The sequence below is a fragment of the Billgrantia tianxiuensis genome, assembly GCF_009834345.1.
Classification (GTDB): Bacteria; Pseudomonadota; Gammaproteobacteria; order Pseudomonadales; family Halomonadaceae; genus Halomonas; species Halomonas tianxiuensis.
This window is the reverse complement of record NZ_CP035042.1, coordinates 2,604,538-2,627,897: the sequence shown is the minus strand read 5'-3', so window position 1 is coordinate 2,627,897 and position 23,360 is coordinate 2,604,538. Positions and strand designations below refer to the sequence as shown.

Annotated in this window: 22 protein-coding genes and 3 pseudogenes; 15 read left to right on the top strand and 10 right to left on the bottom strand. The window is 64.7% G+C overall.

What is annotated here, in order from left to right; genetic code table 11:
- Positions 1-44: 44 nt before the first annotated feature.
- The 5 genes and pseudogenes from EKK97_RS25830 to EKK97_RS12255 all read left to right on the top strand — a co-directional run.
- Positions 45-1,714 (top strand): annotated as a pseudogene (locus tag EKK97_RS25830) (polysaccharide biosynthesis protein); the annotation flags it as partial.
- 9 nt (positions 1,715-1,723) lie between these two features.
- A complete protein-coding gene (locus EKK97_RS24635) occupies positions 1,724-2,011 on the top strand; it encodes a hypothetical protein (RefSeq protein ID WP_236551475.1) in 288 nt (95 codons plus the stop codon).
- 130 nt (positions 2,012-2,141) lie between these two features.
- A complete protein-coding gene (gene glmS, locus EKK97_RS12265) occupies positions 2,142-3,992 on the top strand; it encodes a glutamine--fructose-6-phosphate transaminase (isomerizing) (protein WP_159552219.1) in 1,851 nt (616 codons plus the stop codon).
- A gap of 63 nt (positions 3,993-4,055) precedes the next feature.
- A complete protein-coding gene (locus tag EKK97_RS12260; RefSeq protein WP_159552217.1) occupies positions 4,056-4,847 on the top strand; it encodes a hypothetical protein in 792 nt (263 codons plus the stop codon).
- Positions 4,838-5,413, top strand: a complete 576-nt coding sequence (locus EKK97_RS12255) for an O-antigen ligase family protein (protein WP_236551202.1) — start codon at positions 4,838-4,840, stop codon at positions 5,411-5,413. The genes EKK97_RS12260 and EKK97_RS12255 overlap by 10 nt, the downstream gene beginning before the upstream one ends.
- On the opposite strand, the gene EKK97_RS12250 is transcribed toward EKK97_RS12255, so the two are convergent.
- The 4 genes from EKK97_RS12250 to EKK97_RS12235 all read right to left on the bottom strand — a co-directional run bounded on the left by EKK97_RS12250 (position 5,376) and on the right by EKK97_RS12235 (position 8,837).
- Positions 5,376-6,032: an alpha-ketoglutarate-dependent dioxygenase AlkB family protein gene (locus tag EKK97_RS12250; protein WP_159552213.1), complete on the bottom strand. Its 657-nt coding sequence runs from the start codon at positions 6,030-6,032 to the stop codon at positions 5,376-5,378. The genes EKK97_RS12255 and EKK97_RS12250 overlap by 38 nt on opposite strands.
- A 23-nt stretch (positions 6,033-6,055) precedes the next feature.
- The gene (locus EKK97_RS12245; RefSeq protein WP_159552211.1) at positions 6,056-7,024 is read right to left on the bottom strand and encodes a LysM peptidoglycan-binding domain-containing protein; all 969 of its coding nucleotides are present in this window, start codon (positions 7,022-7,024) and stop codon (positions 6,056-6,058) included.
- Positions 6,973-7,842 (bottom strand): acyltransferase, encoded by an 870-nt coding sequence (locus EKK97_RS12240; protein ID WP_159552209.1) that lies wholly within the window; start codon positions 7,840-7,842, stop codon positions 6,973-6,975. Before EKK97_RS12240 ends, EKK97_RS12245 begins: the two co-directional genes overlap by 52 nt.
- 101 nt (positions 7,843-7,943) lie before the next feature.
- A complete protein-coding gene (locus EKK97_RS12235; RefSeq protein ID WP_159552207.1) occupies positions 7,944-8,837 on the bottom strand; it encodes a LysR family transcriptional regulator in 894 nt (297 codons plus the stop codon).
- Between the two features lie 130 nt (positions 8,838-8,967).
- Here EKK97_RS12235 and EKK97_RS12230 point away from each other — a divergent pair, with 130 nt between their 5' ends.
- Both EKK97_RS12230 and EKK97_RS12225 read left to right on the top strand, forming a co-directional pair.
- Complete coding sequence (locus EKK97_RS12230; RefSeq protein WP_159552205.1) at positions 8,968-9,669, top strand: CoA transferase subunit A; 702 nt, start codon at positions 8,968-8,970, stop codon at positions 9,667-9,669.
- Between the two features lie 77 nt (positions 9,670-9,746).
- Positions 9,747-10,405 (top strand): annotated as a pseudogene (locus EKK97_RS12225) (CoA transferase subunit B).
- Between the two features lie 186 nt (positions 10,406-10,591).
- Here EKK97_RS12225 and EKK97_RS12220 read toward each other — a convergent pair.
- The 3 genes and pseudogenes from EKK97_RS12220 to EKK97_RS12210 form a co-directional block, all read right to left on the bottom strand.
- Entirely contained in the window at positions 10,592-11,359 is a 768-nt protein-coding gene (locus tag EKK97_RS12220; RefSeq protein WP_159552203.1) for a VOC family protein, read from the bottom strand.
- 152 nt (positions 11,360-11,511) lie between these two features.
- Positions 11,512-11,772, bottom strand: a complete 261-nt coding sequence (locus tag EKK97_RS12215; RefSeq protein ID WP_159552201.1) for a GrxA family glutaredoxin — start codon at positions 11,770-11,772, stop codon at positions 11,512-11,514.
- Between the two features lie 197 nt (positions 11,773-11,969).
- Positions 11,970-12,790, bottom strand: a pseudogene (locus tag EKK97_RS12210) (inositol monophosphatase family protein).
- 98 nt (positions 12,791-12,888) lie between these two features.
- Between EKK97_RS12210 and hybE the strand changes: the two are divergent.
- Positions 12,889-13,335, top strand: coding sequence for a [NiFe]-hydrogenase assembly chaperone HybE (gene hybE / locus EKK97_RS12205; RefSeq protein ID WP_159552199.1), 447 nt, complete (start codon positions 12,889-12,891; stop codon positions 13,333-13,335).
- Between the two features lie 92 nt (positions 13,336-13,427).
- On the top strand, positions 13,428-14,201 hold the full coding sequence (locus EKK97_RS12200) for a 3-hydroxybutyrate dehydrogenase (RefSeq protein WP_159552197.1): 774 nt from the start codon (positions 13,428-13,430) through the stop codon (positions 14,199-14,201).
- Between the two features lie 184 nt (positions 14,202-14,385).
- Here the strand turns inward: EKK97_RS12200 and EKK97_RS12195 are convergent, their stop codons facing one another.
- Complete coding sequence (locus EKK97_RS12195) at positions 14,386-14,925, bottom strand: response regulator transcription factor (RefSeq protein ID WP_159552195.1); 540 nt, start codon at positions 14,923-14,925, stop codon at positions 14,386-14,388.
- A gap of 14 nt (positions 14,926-14,939) precedes the next feature.
- Positions 14,940-16,205, bottom strand: coding sequence for an ATP-binding protein (locus EKK97_RS12190; protein ID WP_159552193.1), 1,266 nt, complete (start codon positions 16,203-16,205; stop codon positions 14,940-14,942).
- Between the two features lie 187 nt (positions 16,206-16,392).
- On the opposite strand from EKK97_RS12190, the gene EKK97_RS12185 reads away from it, so the two are divergent.
- Genes EKK97_RS12185 through EKK97_RS12175 form a run of 3 tightly spaced genes read left to right on the top strand, consistent with a single transcriptional unit; the run spans position 16,393 to position 19,334 of the window.
- Entirely contained in the window at positions 16,393-17,982 is a 1,590-nt protein-coding gene (locus EKK97_RS12185) for a peptide chain release factor 3 (RefSeq protein ID WP_159552191.1), read from the top strand.
- A gap of 49 nt (positions 17,983-18,031) precedes the next feature.
- Positions 18,032-18,520, top strand: a complete 489-nt coding sequence (mscL, locus tag EKK97_RS12180) for a large conductance mechanosensitive channel protein MscL (protein WP_159552189.1) — start codon at positions 18,032-18,034, stop codon at positions 18,518-18,520.
- Positions 18,521-18,566: 46 nt separating this feature from the next.
- Positions 18,567-19,334 (top strand): TatD family hydrolase, encoded by a 768-nt coding sequence (locus tag EKK97_RS12175; RefSeq protein ID WP_159552187.1) that lies wholly within the window; start codon positions 18,567-18,569, stop codon positions 19,332-19,334.
- On the opposite strand, the gene ygfZ is transcribed toward EKK97_RS12175, so the two are convergent.
- A complete protein-coding gene (ygfZ, locus tag EKK97_RS12170; RefSeq protein WP_159552185.1) occupies positions 19,331-20,371 on the bottom strand; it encodes a CAF17-like 4Fe-4S cluster assembly/insertion protein YgfZ in 1,041 nt (346 codons plus the stop codon). The genes EKK97_RS12175 and ygfZ overlap by 4 nt on opposite strands.
- A gap of 138 nt (positions 20,372-20,509) precedes the next feature.
- Here ygfZ and EKK97_RS12165 point away from each other — a divergent pair, with 138 nt between their 5' ends.
- The 3 genes from EKK97_RS12165 (at position 20,510) to uvrB (ending at position 23,259) form a co-directional block, all read left to right on the top strand.
- Positions 20,510-20,707: a hypothetical protein gene (locus EKK97_RS12165; RefSeq protein WP_159552183.1), complete on the top strand. Its 198-nt coding sequence runs from the start codon at positions 20,510-20,512 to the stop codon at positions 20,705-20,707.
- Between the two features lie 16 nt (positions 20,708-20,723).
- Positions 20,724-21,146, top strand: a complete 423-nt coding sequence (locus EKK97_RS12160) for an OsmC family protein (RefSeq protein ID WP_159552181.1) — start codon at positions 20,724-20,726, stop codon at positions 21,144-21,146.
- Between the two features lie 91 nt (positions 21,147-21,237).
- A complete protein-coding gene (uvrB, locus tag EKK97_RS12155) occupies positions 21,238-23,259 on the top strand; it encodes an excinuclease ABC subunit UvrB (RefSeq protein WP_159552179.1) in 2,022 nt (673 codons plus the stop codon).
- The last annotated feature ends 101 nt before the right edge of the window (positions 23,260-23,360 follow it).

Genomic DNA, 23,360 nt, shown 5'->3' with positions numbered 1-23,360 from the left:
GGAACCCGGCGGGCGTATCGGCGCCCGCGTCATGGAGAGACGATATGCGAAACCTGCTGCAATCCCTGTTCCGCCTGCCGCGGCGGCAGAAGCGCACCATCCAGTTGACGGTGGATTGCGTGCTGATCGCGGTGAGCTTCCTGCTGGCCATGCTGCTGCGCCTGGAGAGCTGGGCGCCATTGGCGGAGGCTCGTACCTGGATGGCGCTGCTGGTGATGATTCCGTTGAGCCTGGCGATCTACGTCCGGCTCGGCTTCTACCGGGCGGTGATCCGCTATCTGGGGCCGAAGGCGATTCGCGCGGTAGTGATCGGCGTGGTGGTATCGGCGCTGTCGCTGCCGCTGGCCAGTTACCTGTTCGCCCTGGGCATCCCGCGCAGCGTGCCTTTCATCTACGCGATGCTGGCGCTGCTCACCATCGGCGGGGTGCGCTTCGGGCTGCGTGCCATTTACCTGCGCAGCCAGATCCGCCACAAGCCGCGTGTGGTGATCTACGGCGCCGGTTCGGCCGGTCGCCAGCTGGCGGTCTCGCTCAGTCACGGTCAGGAGTATCTGCCGATCGCCTTCGTCGACGACGCGGTGAGCCTGCAGAACACCTATATCGAGGGGCTCAAGGTCTATCCGCCGCGCCAGCTCGGCTACCTGGCCGACACCTACGGCGCCGAACGGGTGTTGCTGGCCATGCCTAGCGCCAGCCGGGCGCGGCGGCGCGAGATCCTGGCCGAACTCGAGCCCCAAGGCTTCCCGGTACAGACGATCCCCGGGGTGGTCGACATGGTGACCGGCCGCGCCCGGATCAGCGAGGTGCGCGACGTGGCGGTGGAGGATCTGCTGGGGCGCGATCCGGTACCACCCAATCCGACCCTGATGGAGGCCAACATCCGCGGCAAGGTGGTGTTGGTGAGCGGGGCCGGCGGCTCCATCGGCTCCGAGCTGTGTCGCCAGATCCTGCGTCACGGCCCGAAGCGGTTGCTGCTGCTCGACATCTCCGAGTTCGCGCTCTATCGCATCGAGCAGGACCTGCGCCGAATCGCCGCCGATGAAGGGCTCGAGGTGCGCGTCGAGGCGCTGCTGGGATCGGTGCAGCACCGGCAGCGGCTGACCACCGTGATGAAGGCCTACGAGGTGCAGACCGTCTACCATGCGGCAGCCTACAAGCATGTGCCGATGGTGGAGCACAACGTGGTCGAGGGCGTGCAGAACAATGTCTTCGGCACTCTGTCGACGGCCCGCGCGGCGATGGATGCCGGCGTCGAGACCTTCGTATTGGTTTCCACCGACAAGGCGGTGCGCCCGACCAATGTGATGGGCACCACCAAGCGGCTGGCCGAACTCATCTGCCAGGCCTTCGCCAAGCACCAGGACACCACCCGTTTCTGCATGGTGCGCTTCGGTAACGTGCTGGGCTCCAGCGGCTCGGTGGTACCGCTGTTCCGCGAGCAGATCCAGGCGGGCGGGCCGATCACCGTGACCCATCCGGACATCACCCGTTTCTTCATGACCATTCCCGAAGCGGCCCAGTTGGTCATCCAGGCCGGCGCCATGGCTCGCGGGGAGACGTCTTCGTCCTCGACATGGGCGAGCCGGTACGCATCGCCGACCTGGCGCGCCAGATGGTGCGGCTGTCGGGGCTCAGGGTGCGCGACGAACGCAGCCCGGATGGCGACATCGCCATTGCCTACAGCGGACTGCGGCCCGGCGAGAAACTGTTCGAGGAGCTGCTGGTGGGCGAGGACGTCGCGCCGACGTCGCATCCGCGCATCATGACCGCCCAGGAAGTGTTCTGGGAGTGGCCGCGGCTCGAGAACTTCCTCGATCGTCTGTTCGAGGCGTGCCGCAACTTCCATCACGACGGCATTCGCCGGTTGTTGCTGGAGGCGCCGACCGCGTATCGGCCGGAGGGTGACATCGTCGACCGGGTATGGCTGGAGAAGCGTCGCCGCGAGGCACTCACACCGGTGTCGAACACGGCGGTGACGCCGCTGCGCCCGGTGCTGGAGCGCCACAAGTAGGAACGGTATCGCAGGCCGTCGCCCAGGAAGGTCGACGGCCGACTCTCATCGCAGCCGGTGCATCGCACCACGAATCGCCCAAAGCGTGCACATCGGCCACGGCCGTGGCACCGTTCATGGAGAACAGAACATGTGTGGCATCGTAGCTGCCGTGGGTTCGGACAACGTCCTGCCCATTCTGATGGAAGGTCTCAAGCGCCTCGAGTATCGAGGCTACGATTCAGCGGGTGTCGCCCTGGTGGAGGCCCCCGGCAAGTTGGGCCGCGCTCGTGAGGTGGGCAAGGTGGCGGCTCTGGAGCGCCTGCTCTCGGCGGCGCCGCTGACGGGCCTGACCGGTGTGGCGCATACGCGCTGGGCGACCCATGGCGAGCCCAGCCAGGACAATGCGCATCCCCACGTCTCGGGACGAATCGCCGTGGTGCACAATGGCATCATCGAGAATCACCAGGCGCTCAAGGCCGAGCTCATTGCCGATGGCTACGTCTTCACTTCGGCCACCGATACCGAGGTGGTAGCGCATCTGGTCGAACGCGAACTCAAGGTACATGGCGAACTGCTGGCCGCGGTCGGGGCTGCGGTGTCCCGCCTCGAGGGCGCCTATGCCCTGGGGGTGATCGATGCCGACAGGCCCGACCGGGTCGTCGGTGCGCGTCATGGCAGCCCGCTGGTGGTCGGTATCTCCGACCAGGGTTGCTACCTGGGGTCCGATCCTTTGGCGCTGCTGACGGTGACGGACCGTTTCGTCTACCTGGAAGACGGGGACCTGGTGGAGGCGACTCGCAAGGGCTGCGTCGTGCATGGGGTCGATGCCGCGGGCATCCGCCAACCCGTGGTGCGCGAGGTGCTGCGCTATGAGCACGACGACCAGGCCGTCGGCAAGGGCGAGTTCGAGCACTACATGCTCAAGGAGATCCACGAACAGCCAGTCGCCGTGGCCAATGCCCTGGAAGGACGCCTGGGCAGCGATCAGGTGCTGATCGAGGCGTTTGGCCCCCAGGCCCGTCAGCTGCTCGGCAGGACCCGCCAGATCCATCTGGTAGCCTGTGGCACCAGCTATCATGCTGGCATGGTGGCGCGTTACTGGATCGAGGCACTGGCGGGTGTGCCGTGCCAGGTGGAGATCGCCTCGGAGTACCGCTATCGCGACGTGGTGGCGCCTCCCGGGACGCTGCTGCTGACCCTGTCGCAGTCAGGCGAGACGGCCGATACCCTGGCCGCGTTGCGTCATGCACGCAAGCGCCAGGAGGAGAATTATGTCGGGACGCTGGCGATCTGCAACGTGCCGGGCAGCTCGCTGGTGCGCGAATCCGACCTCAGCCTGATGACTCATGCCGGGCCCGAGATCGGCGTGGCTTCGACCAAGGCGTTCACCACTCAGCTGACCTCGCTGATGCTGGTGGCGCTGGCACTGCGCCAGCTGCATGGCGGCGACCGCGACCTGACGGCCAGGCTGGTGCATCGACTGCGCTACCTGCCGACCTTGCTGGGGGATACGCTGCAGCTCGACGGTGAGATCGCCGCCCTGGCCAAGGGCTTCGCCGACTACCGCCATACTCTGTTCCTGGGCCGCGGTGCACAAATGCCGATCGCCCTGGAGGGGGCGCTCAAGCTCAAGGAGATTTCCTACATCCATGCCGAAGCCTATCCCGCCGGTGAACTGAAGCATGGTCCGCTGGCGTTGATCGATGGCAGCATGCCGGTCGTGGCGCTGGCTCCCATGGATGAACTGATCGACAAACTCAAGTCTAACCTGCAGGAAGTCCGGGCGCGGGGAGGCCAACTGCTGGTCTTTGCCGATCCCGAGAGCGGCCTGGAGCAAGAGGAGGGCATGACAGTCGTCAAGGTACCCGGTTGCTGCCGCTTCCTGGCACCGATCGTCTATACCCTGCCGCTACAGTTGCTGGCCTATCACGTGGCGGTGGTCCGGGGTACCGATGTCGATCAGCCGCGTAATTTGGCCAAGTCGGTCACCGTGGAGTGAAGCAAGCCTGCGCGGTGGGTATCGGTTCCACCCCGCATCGATTCCACTATGCTGAGAGGTAATGTGACATCACGGCGCCAGGAGAGCCAGGAGGGCAGCGCGCCCTGGCGCCGTTCACGGCAGCGTATCAACGGACGAACTTTTGCCATGATCGAAGACAACTCCTGTCAACCTCCCGCCGGGGCCATGCCCCGCCACCTGAAGGTGCTTTACCAGACCTGGCTGACGGCCGCGGCCATGCTGCTGCTGGGCGCGGCGATGCTGGTACTGCCATGGACCCTGCTTATCCTTGTGCCGCCACTGCTGCTGTTGACGGCTTGGCTCGGCGAGGAGGGCCAGATGGCGGCGTTCCCCAGTCGCCAGGATCTGCTGCTCCTGGGAGCGCTGGGGCTGCAAGGACTCATCTGGATCGTCATGCTGCTATTGCATGGGGAGGGGGCGGATGGCCTGGCCGACGCCTGGCCTTTTGCCCTTGGCATGGTGACGTTGCTGGCCTTCGCCAGAGCCAGGATGCCCGTCACTTGGCTCTGGGCCGGTTTGGCGCTGGGCAGCCTGGCGGCAAGCGGGTGGGCCGTGTGGCAGCGTGTCGTCGAGGGAACGGCGCGGGCGAGTGGCCACGAGCCGTTGCATGCCATCCTGTTCGGTAATCTCGGTCTGCTGTTGGGACTGCTGTGTTTTGCCGGCTTGAGCTGGTCGTTTGCGCGCCGGGAACGCTGGCCCTGGTCGCTGCTGCTGATTGCCGGAGGCCTGGCCGGACTGATCACCTCGGCGTTTTCCGGTTCACGGGGGGCTGGATCGGCCTACCGCTGGCCGTCTGGGTGCTCTACCGTGGGCATGGGCGCCGCTTGTCGCTGAGCTGGCGGGTGACCCTGATTGCCGCCCTGATGGCGCTATTGGGGAGCCTCTACGTGATGCCGCAGACCGGCGTGGCCACTCGGGTGGATAATGCCATCGACAGCATGCGTCAGTATGTGGCGGGCGATGACGAGATGACCTCGGTCAGTGCCAGGCTGGAGATGTGGCGCGGCTCCTCACAGCTGATCCTGGAGCGTCCCCTGACGGGCTGGGGAGGCAGCGGCTATCAGGATGCCATGCGCGAGCGTGGCGCCGAGGGTGTGCAGCATCCTTCGCTGGGACGTTTCTGGCACGCCCACAATGACGTGCTCGATGCTTGGGTCAAGCGGGGGCTGCCGGGGCTGCTGGCTCTGCTGGCGCTCTACTTCATGCCGCTTTGGCTGTTTGCGCGCGGTGTCAGTGCCGGCTCCGGCGAGCGCCGGGCATTGGCGGTGGCGGGCACGTTGGTGCCGGTGGCGTTCATCGACTTCGGCCTGACCTACAGCTTCCTGGCGTATCCCGCCGGTGGGCTGGTCTATGCGCTGTTGATCACGATTCTGTGGGGGCTCTATCGCCAGGCGCGCTGATGCCACCAACGTTCCCTGCCGGCCAGTGAATCTGGCGAAACGTCAGGCTGATACGCAGCCCGGGGATGCGCCGAGGCAGCAGCGCGTGCTGCAACAGGGTCTGGCAACCGGGTCCCATCAGTAACAGGCTGTCGTGGGGTAGCCAGACGTTGAACGGTTCACCCGCGCCATGCTTCCAGCGAAACCGCAGCGGTCGTTCGGCGCCTAGCGTCACGGCGCCGACGATGGGGTCCTGACCGAGTTCGGGCTCGTCGTCGCTGTGCCAGCCCATGCGCTCGTGGCCGTCGGCATAGCGGTTGAGCAGCACACTGTTGAAGGTGACTTCGAGGCCCTGCGCCGCCAGCAGGGTGGCGATCCGGTCGCGTATTGCGAGGATTTCCGGATCCCAGGCGACCGGCATGAAGTCGCGCCCCGAGTAGCGGTAGCACGCCTCGGGCTCACCCATCCACACCTGTCGACGCGGGATGGGGTGCTCGCGTCCGTACAGACGCAGGCTGGGCTGCTGCCAGTCCAGCGAGGCGTCCAGCCTGTCGAGCACCTCGCTGGCCCTGGGTTCACCGAGTACACCCTGATAGCGAGCCAGGAGAGGTGTGGTCGAGAGTCGCTCCCAGCCTGGCATGGTGCTCTCCTCGATTCCCTATCTCAGCGCAGCACGCGGCGGGGATCGATCGGCTTGCCCCCGAGCCGCATGTCGAAGAGTAGATCGAAGCGTTCGGTGGCGTTGCTGAAACCGACTTCGCAGACCGGCGTACCACGCGTGACCCGTGCACCATCGTTCACCAGCAGATTGTCGCACAGGGCGTAGACGCTCTGCAGGTTGTCGGCGTGGTGCACGATGACCACGCGGCCCAACTGGCGCATGCTACCGGCGAAGCGCACGTCGCCGTCGGCGACCGCTCTGGCCCGGGCGCCGCGATTGGTGGCCAGCAGCATCGGTTGCAGGGTGCCGTTGTTGTCGGTGCCGTAGGCACGCACGATGCGGTAGTCCTCGAGCGGCCAGGGCCAGTTGCGCGCCGAGGCGGGCAGCGAGCTGGGCGCGGGTGAGGGACTCGCCGAACGCGCAGGCGTGCTCGAGCTACCGCTGGAACGGCTGGTGGAGGCGGCGCCTGACGAGGACGAAGAGCTTGCCACGGCGCTGCCCGAGCCGCGTAGTGGCACCTGGACGATCTGGCCCACCCGCAGTCGAGTCGGCTCGACCCCGGGATTGGCCGATTGGATGCGCGCCGGTGTGGTGCCGAAGCGGCGGGCAATGGCCGAATAGGTATCGCCTGGACGCACCTGATAGCGATAGGGACCGCCGGAAGGAGCGCGCTCCTGTTGAGTCGGTATCAACAGCCGCTGACCGACTGCCAGCCGGTTGGGGTTGACGTCGGGATTGAAGCGCTGGAGGCGGGCAAGCGGTACGTCGGCGCGGGCGGCAATGCTGCCCAGGGTGTCGCCGCGCTGTACCACGACCCACTGTCCGGCGATTCCCGGATCGCTGCTACGCTGGACCTCGCCACTGCCGCGGGGCGAAGCGCAGCCGGCGAGAAGCAACAGCGACAGCAAGCAGAGCAGCGTCAGCGCGATTCGAGCGCCTGGTCTTTTTCCTGCCACAGGGCATTGAGCCATGAGTGGAAGCGTTCCTTGTAGTGCGGGTCGTCATGGTAGCTGCCGTCGAGCATCCAGGCCGGTACGTCACGGTGCCTTGCCTCGAGAGTGATCGGACCTTCGCGGCCACACAGGAAACCCCAGAAGGTAGGTCGGGGGTTCGCGTAGTGCAGCGTGACGTCCAGGATGCCGTCGAGCTGTTCGCCGAGCAGGCTGAGTACCTGGGCGATACCGCCGGCCTTGGGTCGCAGCAGGTGGCGGAAGGGGCTATTTTGCGCGTCGCGCTTGGCCGGGGTAAAACGCGTGCCTTCAACGAAGTTGAAGATGGCGATGGGCATCTCGCGGGCACGCTCGCACATGCGTTCGGTGGCCTGGCGGTCGATGTGGGCCAGGTGCGGGTTGCGTTCGATCTGCTCGCGGCTGTAGCGGCGCATGAAGGGATACTCGAGCGCCCACCAGGCGAGCCCCACGATAGGAATCCAGATCAGCTGCTGCTTGAGGAAGAAACGCGGCATCGGGATTTGCCGGTGCAGGACCATCAGCAGCATGAAGATGTCGGTCCAACTGCGGTGGTTGGAGATCACCAGCCAGCGCTGCTCGGGTGAAAGCCCCTCGGGCAGGGTCGCCTCGAGGCGGGGCTTCAGCCAGCGACGCATCCACCACAGGTTGCAGCCGATCCAGTTGAGCGCCACGCCATTGAGCCCCCGCAGTACGATCAGCCGCAAGGAACGTGTCGGTGTGATCAGCTTGAGCAGTGTCAAAAGGATCAGGGGGACCGACCAGAAAAGGGTGGTGATCACCAGTAACAGCACGCTGACGAGCCCTTTCAGGGTCGACATTCCTGACTCCTCGAGTTGCGTCATGGCACTTATCGACGAATAGCCGCACATGCTAATGGATCAGGCCCTGACTGCCTAGCAGCCTGTGCCAGCGCTTCCACTCACGCTGACGGTTCGCACAGCGTCGTTTGCAGCACTTCGTGCAATGCCCGCGCCGCAGTCGAGAGTTCCTGACCGGCGCTCAGGACCACGCCCACGGTGCGGCGTATCTGCGGATCGAAGAGCGGCACGCAGCGCGCGCCGAGTTCGTGCATCTGCTCGCGGCACAGCGTCGGTACGGCGCTGACACCCAGGCCGCTGGCCACCATGCGGCCGACGGTGGCGAGTTGGTGGCTCTCGAAGGCGACCGGCAGCTCGGTATGCCGGCGGGCCAGCGCCTGCTCCAGCAGGATGCGCACCATGGAGGGGCGTTGCAGGGTAATGAAGTCGTGCGCGAGCAGCGTCTTCCAGTCGATCGAGTCGGCCGCCGCCGAGGGTGAGTCTGGCGGCAGGACGGCCACGAAGGTGTCGTCGAACAGCGGCAGGAAATCGATGCCCTCGCGGGTTTCCGGTTCGAAGGCGATACCGAGCTCGACCTGCTGGCGGCGCACCATGTCGATCACTTCCTCGTTGATCACGTCATGTACCGTCACGTTGACCCGCGGAAAGCGCTCGCGAAAGCGGCGCAGGGCGCTAGGCAGCCGATTGCAGGCGACCGATGGCATCGCCGCCAATGCCACGCGGCCGAGCTGCAGGGTGAAGCGCTGGCGCAGCAGCTCCTCGGTGTTGTCCCAGTCGGCCAGCAGGCGCTTGGCCAATGGCAGCAGGGTCTCGCCCTCCGGCGTGAGGCGAACGCTGCGTGTGCTGCGAATCAGTAGCGGACCACCCAGGGTTTCCTCCAGGCCCTTGATGGCCAGGCTCAATGCCGGCTGGGAGAGGTGTAGCCTTTCGCAGGCCTGGGTGAAGCTCAACGTCTGGGCCACGGCAAGGAAGGCCCGCAACTGCTTGGCGGTCATGTCGGCTGGCTCATTTTATAAATCATTCATATCAATTCATAAAAAAAACAAACTTAACAAATATATGGGGTGGGTCAACACTGTCTGCTACCGTCAATTTACCCACTTCACAACAAGACGAGGCTTTGCGATGTCCGGATTCGACAAGCGCGTGTACTCCTACGAAGAGGCAATGGCTGGCATCGAGAGCGGCATGACCGTCGTTGCCGGGGGCTTTGGCCTGTGCGGTATCCCCGAAAACCTGATTGCCGAGATCAAGCGTCGGGGCGTCAAGGATCTCACGGTCATCTCCAACAACTGCGGCGTCGACGGATTCGGCCTGGGCCTGCTGCTGGAAGACAAACAAATCAAGCGCTTCTATGCCTCCTACGTGGGCGAGAACGCCCTGTTCGAGCAACAGATGCTCAACGAAGAGATCGAAGTGATCCTGACGCCGCAGGGAACCCTGGCCGAGAAGATGCGCGCCGGCGGCGCCGGTATTCCCGCTTTCTACACCGCCACCGGTTACGGCACGCCGATCGGCGAGGGCAAGGAGGTGCGCGAGTTCAACGGGCGTCACTACATCCTCGAGGAGGCGTTCCACGCCGACTTCGCCATCGTCAAGGGCTGGAAGGCCGACCGCTATGGCAACGTGATCTACCGCGACACGGCGCAGAACTTCAACCCGCTGGCCGCCACCTGCGGCAAGGTCACCGTGGTGGAGGTCGAGGAGATCGTCGAGCCGGGCGAGCTGCGTCCCGACCAGATCCATACGCCGGGCATTTACGTCGATCGCATTATCCAGGGCACCTTCGAGAAGCGTATCGAGAAGCGCACCGTACGCGAGGGTTGAACCCTTCGCCGTTCAGGCGCCGGCTCACCGCCGGCATCGATTTTCCGCTTCTCCACCGAACACAAGAGGCAAACAAGATGGCACTGACTCGCGAACAGATGGCGCAGCGCGTGGCGCAAGAGTTGAAGGACGGCTTCTACGTCAACTTGGGGATCGGCATTCCGACCCTGGTAGCCAACTACGTCCCGAGGGCATCGATGTGATGCTGCAATCGGAAAACGGCCTGCTCGGCATGGGGCGCTTCCCCACCGAGGACGAGGTCGACCCGGACATGATCAACGCCGGCAAGCAGACCGTGACGGCGCGCCCCGGCGCGGCCATCTTCCATTCAGCGGAATCCTTCGCCATGATCCGTGGCGGCCATGTCGACCTCACCGTGCTCGGCGCCTTCGAGGTCGACCAGGAAGGCAACATTGCCTCCTGGATGGTACCGGGCAAGCTGATCAAGGGCATGGGCGGGGCCATGGACCTGGTGGCGGGTGCCGAGAACATCATCTGTACCATGACCCACGCCTCCAAGCATGGTGAATCCAAGCTGCTCGAGAAGTGCACGCTGCCGCTGACCGGCGCCGGTTGCATCAACCGGGTGCTGACCGACCTCGCTTACCTGGAGATCGAGAACGGTGCTTTCGTCCTCAAGGAGCGTGCGCCCGGGGTGAGCGTCGAGGAGATCGTCGAAAAGACCGCCGGCAAGCTGATCGTGCCCGATCACGTACCGGAAATGACATTCGACTGAGCCTCTCTGGACGGCACTTTCAGGCCCGGGCTTGGCCCGGGCCTTTCTGTTTCGGCATGTGATGATTTTATGATCAATGTCACCGGAGCGCGCTGTTTCCGGCCCGATGTCGGTTACCACAGCGTCTTGCACAGCGTTATCCACAATTTCTGTGGATAACGCTTTCGGTGGCTGACGACGGCCGTCTCAGGTGATCTCGCAGCGGGTGTGATGCGGCAGCAGCAGTTCCACGGCGCGCTCATGGTCGCTGCTCAGGCGCTTCTGCATCAGCGCCAGACCGCCCAGGCCGATGCGGTGTTCGTCCCCATCGGCAAAGGCAAGGCGCTGCGAGCAGGTGGGGTAGAAGCGGTACTGGAGCAGTGGTGAGACGGGAAAGACTCCGTGATGGCGGTCCTCGCTACCTGCCAGGCCGGCTGCGGCAAGGGCGGCATCGAGCTTGTCGAAGCGATGGCCAAGGCGCTCGCAATCGAAGCCGGCATGATGCACGCTCGGCCCCATGACCGCGATCCAGCCGGCCAGCGGATGGGCCTCGTAGAGCAGGCTGTAGAGCTCCCAGCTGGGCATGGCCCAGGGGCGTCCCCGACACAACAGGTTCTTGCCGCGGGTGTCCTGCGGGTGGGTATGGCTGACTAGCGCGGTCAGCATGTTGCGTGGCTCGCGCGACAGGCTGCTGAGCTGTAGCTCGGCCAGCACCAGCCAGGTGCCGTCGTCGGGCGGGGCCAGTAACGATACCAGCAGGCCGCGATCGGCCATGGCATAGCGATGTACGGGGCGATAGCCGAGATGGCCGAGAGTCGGCAACAGGTCCTGTTCGGCGAATGGCGACTGGTCGAGCGTAAGTAGGGTCAGGTACTCGACCGGCGCATCTGTCGGCCACAGGCGAAGCATCCCCACATCCGGGTGATGATGGATGTAGTCGAGCCAGAGTTGCTGGAGGAATTCTTCCCTTTGCATCGTGCCGTTCCTTTGTCCAGATGCGCCAAGCATTAGACCTCAGTATAGGGCTTGGCGAGGAACGTCTTTCAACGCGGGGGAAAACGTTAAACGGGAAATGAACGCTGGCTTGGGCCCGGGGTGGCGAGCCGGGCCCGGTACAAAAGAAAGGGTCACGCCAGAAGGGCGTTGTCGCGCACGTACTGGTCGAATTCGGTGAAACCGCCGACGTGGGTCTGGTCGATGAAGACCTGCGGGACGGTCGACACCGGCTTGCCGATGGTCTTCTCCAGGTCGGCCTTGCTGATGCCTTCGGCCCAGATGTCCACGTAGCGGTGGCCCTCGATCACGTTGGCGCTTTCCAGACGCTCGGCAAGGGTCTGGGCGCGTACGCAAAAGGGGCAGCCGGGACGACCGAAGATGACCACGAACATACGAATGTCTCCTGAAGGGGGTAATGAGTGCCGTCATTGTGACGGATGGCGCCCCTGACGGCCAATAGGACACTACTAGTGGATCGATTGCAGGCTACTATTGCCTGCGCGCACTCAGGAAACACTGCACAAATGCCTGCGCGAGCGAATCGCTGCGTTGCGCTTCATCTCGCTCGTCGATTTGTTCAGCGTTTCCCTCAGTAGAGACGCAGCTCATTGGCGTCGGCTGCACGCAGCAGCTCACCCAGCTCGGCATGGATCTCCGGGGCGCTGACCAGCAGGTTCTCGCCGTAAAGATCCTCCGGGATCCCCTTGGGGCAGGGGTAGAGGTGACCGGCACGGGCGCCGGCCTCGCGGGCGATCAGCACGCCGGCGGCGAAATCCCAGGGCGAGACGCTCTCGTAGTAGGCATCCAGGCGCCCGCAGGCCACGTCGCACAGATCGAGAGCGGCCGAGCCGTTGCGCCGCACATCCTGACAGTGCTCCAGTACGGCCATCAGCCGGCGCATCAGCGGCGGGCGACTGTCGCGGCGGTAGGGAAAACCGGTGCCGACCAGGCAGCGCTGCAGGTTGGTGGTGCGGCTGGCGTGGATCGGTTTGCCGTTGCGCCAGGCCCCCTGGCCGTACAAGGCGGTATAGGTCTCGCCGAGGAAGGGGCATGTACCACGCCCAGGCGGGTCTTGCCTTCACTCATCCAGGCGATGGAAACGGCCACGTGGTGCAAGCCATGCGCGAAGTTGACGGTACCGTCGATGGGGTCGATGACCCACAGCGACTCGGCCGTATGCGCCACCTCGCGGTCGGGGGCAAGCTCCTCGCTGAGGCGCTGTTCGCCGGGCAGGGTGGCGTCGAGCCGCTCACTGATCAGCGTGTCGATCGCGACGTCCACGTCGGTGACGAGTTCGTGCCCATTCTTGAGCTGCTGGTTGAAGGTCTGTTGGTTCCTGGCCACGACGATCCGTTCGCCGGCCTCCAGAGCAATGGAGACGGCCAGCTCTAGACGCTGCTGGGGGAGCATGAGCATTCCTCGTTGCGCATGGACCTGCCAGAATAGCAGTCGCGAGGCGTCCTGCCGAACGGGACGTCTGTGCCCCTCAGCTTACCAAGGAGTGTGCCATGCTGGCCCCGACGCCCGAGCAATACCAGCGCCTGAACGAGATGGCCCAGGCCTGGAAGCGACGGCATGGCGCTGCGCTCGAAGCAGCGCCGGGTCGCAACCCGCGCCTCGAGGTCGATGCGTTGTGTTTCCAGGTCTGTCCGGACGATGGCGTGACGGCGACCGGACGCGACTATCTGGTTGGCGCCTTGATCAGTCCCGTCTCGCTATCTCTCGTGCTGTTTCCGGTCTTTGCCAGCGCCGCCCCGCCGAGCGAAGGCGAGTGCCGGGCCTTTGCGCTGCCTTCGGGCCGCTACCCCTTCGTCGCCGAGACGCTGGAAGAGGGTATCTGGCTGTGGCGCTGCGAGCTGCTCGACGACCTGTCCGACCTGGAGACACGCGAGGAGGGCAGCCGCCTGGCCCAGCGTCTGATGACCAAGGTGATGACGCCGGCGGAGGAGCAGTAGTTCGCGGGCTTTTCAGGCTGGCCTTGTTCGCAACCCCGGGCTTATGCTGAAGGACCCGCGAACTTCCAACGCCGTGTAGAAGGATTTACCCCATGACCAACACAACGACTTCCGTGCCACGCGTCGCCCTGGTGACGGGAACCGCCAGCGGTATCGGCGAGGCCGTGGTACGCCAGTTCCGTGAACTCGGCCACCAGGTGCTGGCCGTCGATTTCAATGAGCAGGCCAAGGACAAGGCCGACGCTGCCGGGGCGGCGTTCTACCAGGCCGATCTCACCGACGGCGAGGCCTGCAAGGGGGCCGTGGCGGAGGCGATCCAGCGCTTCGGGCGGGTCGACATTCTGGTCAACAACGCCGGCATCCAGCATGTCTCGCCGATCGAGGATTTCCCCGAAGCCAAGTGGCGGCAGATCATCGACCTGATGCTGACGGCTCCTTTCCTGCTGACCCAGGCGGCCTGGCCCTCGATGCGCCGGAACGGCTGGGGGCGGATCGTCAACATCGCCTCCGTGCATGCCCAGGTCGCCTCGCCGGGCAAGTCGGCCTATATCAGCGCCAAGCACGGGTTGATCGGGCTGACCAAGACGGCGGCGCTGGAGGGCGGCCCGCAGGGGATCACCGCCAATGCCATCTGCCCGGCCTACGTCAAGACACCCTTGGTGGAGAACCAGATCGCCGACCAGGCCCGCTTGCATAACATGGACGAGCAGGACGTGGTGGAGCAGATCATGCTCAAGAACGCCGCGGTCAAGCGCCTGATCGATCCTGAAGAAGTGTCGGCGCTGGTGGCCTACCTGGCTTCGGATGCGGCAGGCGCGGTGAGCGGCTCGAGCTGGAATATTGATCTGGGCTGGACGGCTCAATAAGCGCTACGGAAATTGCTACTCACGCGAGCGGCACCGGGGACAGGTCGAAGCGGAGGTCTTTTTCCAGGGAAGGAAAAAGTAGCGCCCAGGGATGGGTTTACAGCGCCTCCGCGCAGACCTGTCGCCGGGAAAGTCGCGACGTCAACCTCCAACCTGGCAGCCGAAACCTCGCCACGCTGGAAAGTCAGCGCCGCACTGGCCGCTTCTGCAGCTTGCGCTGCAGGGTGCGGCGGTGCATGCCCAGGGCGCGGGCGGTGGCGGAGATATTGCCGTCGTGCTCCTGCAGAACCTTCTGGATATGCTCCCAGGCGATGCGGTTGATCGAGGGCGGGTTGTCGGCCACCTCGGCATCCGGGTCGCCCTGTTCCCGCTCCAGTGCGGTCAGGATCTCGTCGGCATCGGCGGGCTTGCACAGGTAGTTGACTGCGCCGAGCTTGATCGCTTCCACGGCGGTGGCGATGCTGGAGTAGCCGGTCAGCACCACGACACGACAGCTCGGCACCACCTCGAGCAGCTCCGGCAGCAGCTTCAGGCCCGAGCTGTGCTCCAGCTTGAGATCGAGGGTGGCCAGCTCGGGGCGGTGACGGCGGGCCAGGGCGATTGCCTGCTCGGCATCGTTGGCCACCAGCACCTCGTAGCCGCGCCGGCCCAGGGCGCGGGAGAGCACGTGGCAGAACATTTCGTCGTCGTCGACGATCAGCAGGCGTGTTTCGGCGTCTTGCATGGTGTCCTCGTCGCTCAGGGCTCACTGTGCGGCAGGATCACTTCAGTCAGCGTCCCCCCGTCAGGATGATTATACAGCCTCACGCCGCCGCCGAAGCGGTTGATGGTGGCGTGGGTCAGGAACAGGCCGATGCCCAGCCCCTTGCTCTTGGTCGAGACGAAGGTCTCGCCCAACTGGTCGGCAATATCCAGGGTGACGCCGGGACCGTGGTCGCGGATGTCGATCACCGTCTCCTCGGCGTTCCAGTCGAGACGAATGTTGATGTCGTCCGGATTGGCGTCGGCGGCGTTGTTGAGCAGGTTGGTGATGGCCTGATCCAGCGTCGTGTCGACCTTCAGCCAGGGCGTGCCGCGCTGTTCGCTGATCTCGAGGCGGTAGCTGACGTCGGGGCGCAACACCAGCCAGCGCTGCACGACTCCCTGGAGCCAGTCGCGCGCATCGCGCACCTCGGGCTCGGCCATGCGCCGTCGGTCGGCGCTCTCCACCAGATGGCGCAACCGCGATTTGCACACGTCGACCTGGCGACGCAGCAATTCGATATCTTCGATCAGCTCAGGGTTGTCGCGAGCATCCTCGCGCATTTCGGCGAGCAGCACCGCCATCGTCGATAGCGGCGTTCCCAGCTCGTGGGCGGTGCCTGCCGCCTGGGTGGCCACCGCGACGATCTGCTCGTTGCGCAGAGCGGATTCGCGGGTCTGGGAAAGGGCCCGTTCGCGGCTGCGCAGGGCGTGGGCCATCTTGAAGATGAAGAACGTCACGAGCCCCGCCGATAGGCCAAAGTTGAGCCACATGCCCAGCACGTGCAGGTTGACGCCAAAGCCCTCGTGATAATGGGCGAACTGCGGCACCGGATGGTAATCCCACATCAACAGCGTGTACGAGGCCATGGCCGCCGAAGCGACGATCCAGGCGTAGCGCCAGGGCAGGGTGGCGGCGGCAATGGTGACCGGTACCAGGTAATAGTTGATGAAAGGATTGTTGGAACCGCCGGTAAGGTAGAACAGCAGCGTCAGCCCGAAGATGTCGGCCAGCAGGTGCAGCACGTATTCGGTATGGCTGACCGCCCACTGGCGGCCGAGTCGCCACCAGGTGAACAGGTTGACCAGCCCCATGCACACGATCACGCCGATGACGGCGGGTACCTCCAGCTCGAAGTGGAGCAGCTCGATACCCACGATGACCGCCGCCAGGAAACCGGTCCAAGTGATGCCTCGCACGATGGTCAGGCGAATCAGGTTGCGGCTGGGCGTGGAAAGCGGCAGGGGCGGGGCGGTTGGCATGGGGGCTCCAGCGATGAATCCGCCCACATGATACCGTGTCGTGCCGCCATTCGCTCAGGCTGGGCGCGAACCCGGCAGTAGCCATTCGCGTCGTCGCCCTACAACTGAGTCGGGCAAAACCGTAGAATGCGTGCCACTTCACCATTCACGCACCGCCCCGCGGTGCCAATGACGACGAAACTATCTGATGTCAGCTGCCGATCTGGCCCGTGAAGTCGGGCTGCGTAGAACCTTCGCCATCATCTCGCACCCCGATGCGGGCAAGACCACCATTACCGAGAAGATGCTGCTGTTCGGAAATGCCATCCAGCTCGCCGGTTCGGTGAAGAGCAAGCGCAACGACCGCCACGCTACCTCCGACTGGATGAAGATGGAGCAGGAGCGGGGTATCTCGGTGACCACCTCGGTGATGCAGTTCCCCTATGGCGGGCGCATGGTCAACCTGCTCGACACGCCGGGGCACGAGGACTTCTCCGAAGACACCTACCGCACGCTGACGGCGGTGGATTCGGCGCTGATGGTGATCGACGGTGCCAAGGGTGTCGAAGAGCGCACCATCAAGCTGATGGAAGTGTGCCGCCTGCGCACTACGCCGATCCTCACCTTCGTCAACAAGATGGACCGCGACATCCGCGATCCCATCGAGGTGATGGACGAAGTGGAGACGGTGCTGAACATCCAGTGTGCGCCCATGACTTGGCCGATCGGCATGGGGCGCCACTTCAAGGGCGTTTATCACCTCTACAACGACGTGATTCATCTCTACACCCAGGGGCAGGGCAACCGTATCCCGGACGACAAGCGCATCGAGGGGCTCGACAACCCCGAGGTCGACGAGGTGCTGGGTGCCGAGCAGGCCGAGGAGCTGCGCATGGAGGTGGAACTGGTGCGCGGCGCTTCTCACGAGTTCGATCTCGACGCCTACCGTCGCGGTGAGCTGACCCCGGTCTACTTCGGTACCGCCATGGGCAACTTCGGCGTGCGCGAGATGCTCGACGGCTTCGTCGAATACGCGCCGTCGCCGCAGCCGCGCGAGACCGACACCCGTACCGTGGAGGCCGAGGACTCGCGCTTCACCGGCTTCGTTTTCAAGATCCAGGCCAACATGGACCCCAAGCATCGCGATCGCATCGCCTTCCTGCGGGTGTGCTCGGGCAAGTACGAGAAGAACATGAAGATGCGCCACGTGCGTATCGGCAAGGACGTCAAGATTGCCGATGCCCTCACCTTCATGGCCTCCGACCGCGCCCACGTCGAGGAGGCCTGGCCCGGTGACATCATCGGCTTGCACAACCACGGCACCATCCAGATCGGCGATACCTTCACCATGGGCGAGGACATGCGCTTCACCGGCATTCCGCACTTCGCCCCGGAGCTGTTCAAGCGTGTGCAACTCAAGGATCCGCTCAAGCTCAAGGCGCTGCAGAAGGGGCTCCAGCAGCTCTCAGAGGAGGGCGCCACCCAGCTGTTCCAGCCGCTGGACAACAACGACTTGATTCTCGGCGCCGTGGGCACCCTGCAGTTCGACGTGGTCGCGCATCGCCTCAAGGAGGAGTACAAGGTCGATTGCGTCTACGAGCCGGTCAACGTGCAGACCGCGCGCTGGATCTACTGCGACGACGCCAAGAAACTCGAGGAGTTCAAGCGCAAGGCGAGCGCCAACCTGGCGCTGGATGGCGGCGGCTACCTGACTTATATTGCCCCCACGAGGGTCAATCTGCAGATGACCCAGGAGCGCTGGCCGGAGATTCGCTTTGCGGCAACCCGCGAGCACTGAGTCGAGCAGGCCAGGTGGCGACTCAGTGTGAGGTTGGGGAGAGATTCCAATGGCATCGAAGATGCTGAAGGAGTTCCGCGAGTTTGCGGTCAAGGGGAACGTGGTAGACATGGCGGTGGGCATCATCATCGGCGCCGCCTTCACTTCCATCGTCAACAGTCTGGTGCGGGATGTGTTCACCCCGTTGATCAGCCTGGCGACGGGTGGGATGAACTTTACCAACCAGTTCCTGGTGCTGCGTGACGGTCCTGGCGACGAGGTCTACCACACTCTGGAACAGGCCCAGGCGGCCGGCGCGGTGACGCTCAACTACGGTCTGTTCCTCAATGCCGTACTGTCGTTCCTGATCGTTGCTTTCGCCACTTTCCTGCTGATCCGCAACATCAATCGGCTCAAGAACCTCGCCTATCCTCCCGAGACGGCGGCGGCGCCGACGGTCAAGGATTGTCCTTACTGCCTGAGCAAAATCCCCATACCGGCTACCCGCTGTCCGGCCTGCACCTCGCAGTTGCCTGCGATGCAACCCGAGTCGGAGTGACTCGGGCTCAGGCGTGGCCATTATCACGCAAGGGAGCACGACACGGATGTTGATCGACGCCCACTGTCATCTCGACTTCGAGGCCTTCGACGACGACCGCGAAGCGATGTTCGACCGCGCCAGGACGGCCGGTGTCGGCCACTTCATGGTGCCGGGTACCACTCGCGAGCGCTGGCCCGACGTGCTGGCGCTCGGCCAGCGCGATGACGTCCACGTCAGCCTGGGTCTTCATCCCTATTTCATGCATGAACACGGCGAGGGCGACGTCGAGGCGCTGGCGCAAATGCTGGATGATCATCCCGAGGTGCGGGCGCTGGGCGAATGCGGCATCGACGCGCGCTTCGAAGAGACCCTGGACGACCAGTGGGAGCTGTTCAGTGCCCAGTTGCGTCTGGCCAAGGCGCGCCACCTGCCGGTGGTGATCCACTGCGTGCACGCCAACGACAAGGTCTCGAAGCGGCTGCGCCAGCTCGATCTCCCAGCGGGCGGTTTGATTCACGCTTTCGCCGGCTCGCCGGATCAGGCCTGGAAGTTTCTCGACCTCGGCTTCGTGGTGGGGCTGGGTGGTGCGGTCACCTACGAACGCGCCCAGCGCCTGTGGCGCGCGGTGAAGAGCCTGCCCGAGGATGGCTTCGTGCTCGAGACCGACAGCCCCGACATGCCGCTGTGCGGCTACCAGGGGCAGCGCAACGAGCCGGCACGCATCGTCCAGGTCTGCGAAATGGTGGCGAAGCTGCGCGGCGAGACCACGGAGGCGGTCGCCGCCCAGAGCACGGCGACCGCCAAGCGGGTGTTCGGCTTGGACTTGCCCTAGGCGCTTGCCTGGGTCAGGTTCTCCGGGTCGAGACGCTCGATCGGGTAGGGCAGCTTCAGCAATTTGACGGCCTGACCGTCGACGCTGAGTGGTCCGATATCCTCCCGGGTGGTGAGTACGGCGAGAATTTCGGCCTGACCGTAGGCATCGAGCTCTGCTGCCACGATCTCACCTGCAGCCTTGCCATCGGCATCGACCACGCTGGCGCCGAGTTCGGGCAGCCGGCTTCCTTCCAACTGCGCGCGGGCCAGGCGCTTCTTCACCTGGCCGCGGAAGTGGGCACGTGCCACCACTTCCTGGCCGGTGTAGCAGCCCTTCTTGAAGCTGATGCCACCCAGCGCCTCCCAGTTGATCATCTGCGGCAGCAGAGCATCCTGGTGGGCTGGCGTCAGCCAGGCGAGCCCGGCCTGGATGTCCTGCAGGCACCACACGGCGTTGCCGACCGGAGCCGCCTGTTCGCTGAGCCGGGTGGCGACTGCCTCGGCCTGCTCCAGCGGCAGGCAGGCCAGCAGCCGATGCTGTGGCCCCGGGTGGGCCAGCAGTTGCACCGTCTCGTCTCCCGACTGGTGCCAGACGGCGGGCGGGACGGCATCGAAGCGGACTTCCGCCAGGGCCTGGGCTTCCTTGCCGATCAGCCCCAGCAGTACCAGATCGTCGCGGATGGCAAGTTCGCTCTTGTAGAACGGCGCGAACTTCTTCAGGTGGTCGCGCAGCGGCTCGAGCAGGCCGCGATGCAGGATCAGGCGGTAGCGCTCGGCATCGATGCGCAGCAACTGAGCGTTGGCCAGCATGCGCCCCTTGGCGCTGCAGAAGCAGGTCAGCGGGGCGAAGCTGCCATTGGCGAGATCGACTTGGGCGCTGGTCTGGCCCTGTAGCAGCTTGTCGGCACCAGGGCCGCTGACATCCAGCACGCCAAGGTGAACGAGTGGGGTGATGACGGTACGCTCCATGGCCTGGCGGGCGGGCTCGGAGGTGTCGAACGTCACCCGCTCGTCGCTCAGGTATCGCCCTTCCAGGGCGGTTATCCAATCGTTCATGCCTGTATGGCTCCGGGTCGTCATGTCAGGGATATGGCCAATGGTATGCGGGCAGGGCGGCGGGAATGCAAGCGGCTGCCGCTTCAGGGTTGCCATGTTAGACTCGTGCTTTCCTATTCCATGCCCGGGGAGTCAGGCATGCCACAGCAGTCGCTCAGTTTCAGTGGCGTGGAGAACGCCGACCAGGTCAACCGCATTACCACGGCCCTGATGATGGTGGATGGCGTGGAGAGCGCCGAGGTGGGGCGCCATGGGGCGGAAGTGGAAGGGCGCGTCAGTCGCGAGGCGCTGATTCGTGCCGTCCAGGCTCTCAAGCTTCCCATCGAGATCAAGTAACCGAGCGGAATCGTTCATGCACAAGTCCATCGAGATCGTCAGCGAGCGCAACAGCATCTTTCGTCAGCGGGTCCATATTGAAGGGTTCGAGGATCTCTACTCTGATGTGCCCGTGGCCTTCGGCGGCGAGGGGAGTGCACCGGACCCGCATGACTATTTCGACCTCTCGCTTGGTGCCTGCAAGGCGATCACTGCCCAGATGTACGCCCGGCGCAAGCAGTGGCCGCTCGAGGGGATCAGCGTCAGGATCAACCGCGACGACAGCGAGGAACGCAAGGGCGTTTACCGACTCGAAGTGGTGATGACCTTTCATGGCATCGAGGATGCCGATCAGCGGGCGCGGCTGGAGGAGATCAGCGACAAGTGCCCCATCCATCGCCTTATGACCAGTGCCACTGTGGAGGTCACCACGAGCAGCGCCGCTATCGCCGGGGCGTAGCCTTTCTGCGTCACCGCCGCAATAGCGGCTACATTGGACGTTGATACCAGGCCAGGCGCCCTTCGGCGCCTGAGGCCTGTTGGGAGCTGCCATGAGCAAGCCGTTTCGCCTCAATGCCAACTTCAAGCCCGCTGGCGATCAGCCTTCCGCCATAGAAGGCCTGATTCGGGGGCTCGAGTCCGGGCTGGCCCACCAGACGCTGCTTGGCGTGACCGGCTCGGGCAAGACCTTCACCATGGCCAACGTGGTGGAGCGGCTGCAGCGGCCCACCATCGTCATGGCGCCCAACAAGACCCTGGCTGCGCAGCTCTACGGGGAGTTCAAGTCTTTCTTCCCCGATAACGCCATCGAATACTTCGTCTCCTACTACGACTACTACCAGCCGGAAGCCTACGTTCCCTCGTCGGATACCTTCATCGAGAAGGATGCCTCGATAAACGACCACATCGAGCAGATGCGGTTGTCGGCGACCAAGGCGCTGCTCGAACGCCGCGATGCGCTGATCGTGGTCTCGGTCTCGGCGATCTACGGCCTCGGCGATCCCGACCAGTACCTGAAGATGCGCCTGCACTTCACCCGCGGCGAGCTGATCGATCAGCGCAGCTTCCTGCGCCGCCTGGCCGAGCTGCAGTACACCCGCAACGACATGGACTTCAAGCGTGGTACCTACCGGGTGCGTGGCGACGTGATCGACATCTACCCGGCCGATTCCGACGAGGAAGCGGTGCGGGTCGAGCTGTTCGATGACGAGATCGACTCGATCCGGCTGTTCGACCCGCTTACCGGTGAAGTGCGCGGCCAGGTGCCGCGCATGACCATCTATCCCAAGAGCCACTACGTGACGCCGCGGGAGACGATCATCTCGGCCGCCGATGCGATCAAGGCCGAGCTGGTCGAACGCCTGGAGTGGCTGCGCAAGAACGACCGCCTGGTCGAGGCCCAGCGGTTGGAGCAGCGCACCCTCTACGACCTCGAGATGATGAACGAGCTGGGCTACTGCAACGGCATCGAGAACTACTCGCGCTATCTTTCGGGCCGCAATCCCGGAGAGCCGCCGCCCACTTTCTTCGACTACCTGCCGGACGACGCGCTGCTGTTCATCGACGAATCCCACGTCAGCGTTCCTCAGGTCGGCGGCATGTACAAGGGTGACCGCTCGCGCAAGGAGACCCTGGTCGAGTACGGCTTCCGCCTGCCCTCGGCGCTGGACAACCGCCCGATGACCTTCGAGGAGTGGGAACGCATCTGCCCGCAGACGATCTTCGTCTCGGCCACCCCGGGGCCCTACGAGGCCGAGCACGCCGGCCAGGTGGTGGAGCAGGTGGTGCGCCCCACCGGGCTTGTCGATCCCGAGATCGAGGTGCGTCCGGCCTCGACCCAGGTCGACGACCTGCTCTCCGAGATTCGCCTGCGCGCCGAGGTGGGCGAGCGGGTACTCGTCACCACCCTGACCAAGCGCATGGCGGAGGACCTCACCGAGTACCTCGACGAACACGACGTGCGGGTGCGCTACCTGCACTCGGACATCGATACGGTGGAGCGGGTGGAGATCATCCGCGACCTGCGCCTGGGCAAGTTCGATGTGCTGGTGGGCATCAACCTGCTGCGCGAGGGCCTCGACATCCCCGAGGTCTCGCTGGTGGCGATCCTCGATGCCGACAAGGAGGGCTTCCTGCGCAACGAGCGCTCTCTGATCCAGACCATCGGCCGGGCGGCGCGCAACGCCCACGGCAAGGCGATCCTCTATGCCGACCGGGTGACCGATTCCATGCGCCGCGCCATCGACGAGACCGAGCGGCGCCGCGCCAAGCAGATCGCCCACAACGAGAAGCACGGCATTACGCCCACCACCGTGACGCGCTCGGTGGCCGACATCATGGAGGCGGCCCAGGCCCCGGGACGCAAGGGCAAGGGGCGGCGCAGCGAGCGCAAGGTGGCCGAGGGCGCGGCGATCTACGATCTCGGCGAACTCTCACCGACCGATCTGGCCAAGGAGGTCTCGCGGGTCGAGGATGCCATGTTCGAGGCGGCTCAGAACCTGGAGTTCGAGGAGGCGGCCAGGCTGCGAGACCGGCTGCATGAGCTCAAGGAGCGGCAGCTGGCTTTGGGGTAGGCGCCGTTGAGTGCCTGCTGCGCTCGATATCTTGCCCGCCGGCGGTATCGAGGCGTCGAACCGTCGCAATCCTCATTGAGCAGCAAGTCAACTCCGGTTGC

What these genes read in the sequence shown, in the direction of transcription:
- glmS (WP_159552219.1), top strand. Translation starts at nt 2,142, where the DNA reads ATGTGTGGCATCGTAGCTGCCGTGGGTTCGGACAACGTCCTGCCCATT.
- EKK97_RS12250 (WP_159552213.1), bottom strand. Translation starts at nt 6,032, where the DNA reads ATGCCAGGCTGGGAGCGACTCTCGACCACACCTCTCCTGGCTCGCTAT.
- EKK97_RS12245 (WP_159552211.1), bottom strand. Translation starts at nt 7,024, where the DNA reads ATGGCTCAATGCCCTGTGGCAGGAAAAAGACCAGGCGCTCGAATCGCG.
- EKK97_RS12240 (WP_159552209.1), bottom strand. Translation starts at nt 7,842, where the DNA reads ATGTCGACCCTGAAAGGGCTCGTCAGCGTGCTGTTACTGGTGATCACC.
- EKK97_RS12235 (WP_159552207.1), bottom strand. Translation starts at nt 8,837, where the DNA reads ATGACCGCCAAGCAGTTGCGGGCCTTCCTTGCCGTGGCCCAGACGTTG.
- EKK97_RS12230 (WP_159552205.1), top strand. Translation starts at nt 8,968, where the DNA reads ATGTCCGGATTCGACAAGCGCGTGTACTCCTACGAAGAGGCAATGGCT.
- EKK97_RS12220 (WP_159552203.1), bottom strand. Translation starts at nt 11,359, where the DNA reads ATGCAAAGGGAAGAATTCCTCCAGCAACTCTGGCTCGACTACATCCAT.
- EKK97_RS12215 (WP_159552201.1), bottom strand. Translation starts at nt 11,772, where the DNA reads ATGTTCGTGGTCATCTTCGGTCGTCCCGGCTGCCCCTTTTGCGTACGC.
- hybE (WP_159552199.1), top strand. Translation starts at nt 12,889, where the DNA reads ATGCTGGCCCCGACGCCCGAGCAATACCAGCGCCTGAACGAGATGGCC.
- EKK97_RS12200 (WP_159552197.1), top strand. Translation starts at nt 13,428, where the DNA reads ATGACCAACACAACGACTTCCGTGCCACGCGTCGCCCTGGTGACGGGA.
- EKK97_RS12195 (WP_159552195.1), bottom strand. Translation starts at nt 14,925, where the DNA reads ATGCAAGACGCCGAAACACGCCTGCTGATCGTCGACGACGACGAAATG.
- EKK97_RS12190 (WP_159552193.1), bottom strand. Translation starts at nt 16,205, where the DNA reads ATGCCAACCGCCCCGCCCCTGCCGCTTTCCACGCCCAGCCGCAACCTG.
- EKK97_RS12185 (WP_159552191.1), top strand. Translation starts at nt 16,393, where the DNA reads ATGTCAGCTGCCGATCTGGCCCGTGAAGTCGGGCTGCGTAGAACCTTC.
- mscL (WP_159552189.1), top strand. Translation starts at nt 18,032, where the DNA reads ATGGCATCGAAGATGCTGAAGGAGTTCCGCGAGTTTGCGGTCAAGGGG.
- EKK97_RS12175 (WP_159552187.1), top strand. Translation starts at nt 18,567, where the DNA reads ATGTTGATCGACGCCCACTGTCATCTCGACTTCGAGGCCTTCGACGAC.
- ygfZ (WP_159552185.1), bottom strand. Translation starts at nt 20,371, where the DNA reads ATGAACGATTGGATAACCGCCCTGGAAGGGCGATACCTGAGCGACGAG.
- EKK97_RS12165 (WP_159552183.1), top strand. Translation starts at nt 20,510, where the DNA reads ATGCCACAGCAGTCGCTCAGTTTCAGTGGCGTGGAGAACGCCGACCAG.
- EKK97_RS12160 (WP_159552181.1), top strand. Translation starts at nt 20,724, where the DNA reads ATGCACAAGTCCATCGAGATCGTCAGCGAGCGCAACAGCATCTTTCGT.
- uvrB (WP_159552179.1), top strand. Translation starts at nt 21,238, where the DNA reads ATGAGCAAGCCGTTTCGCCTCAATGCCAACTTCAAGCCCGCTGGCGAT.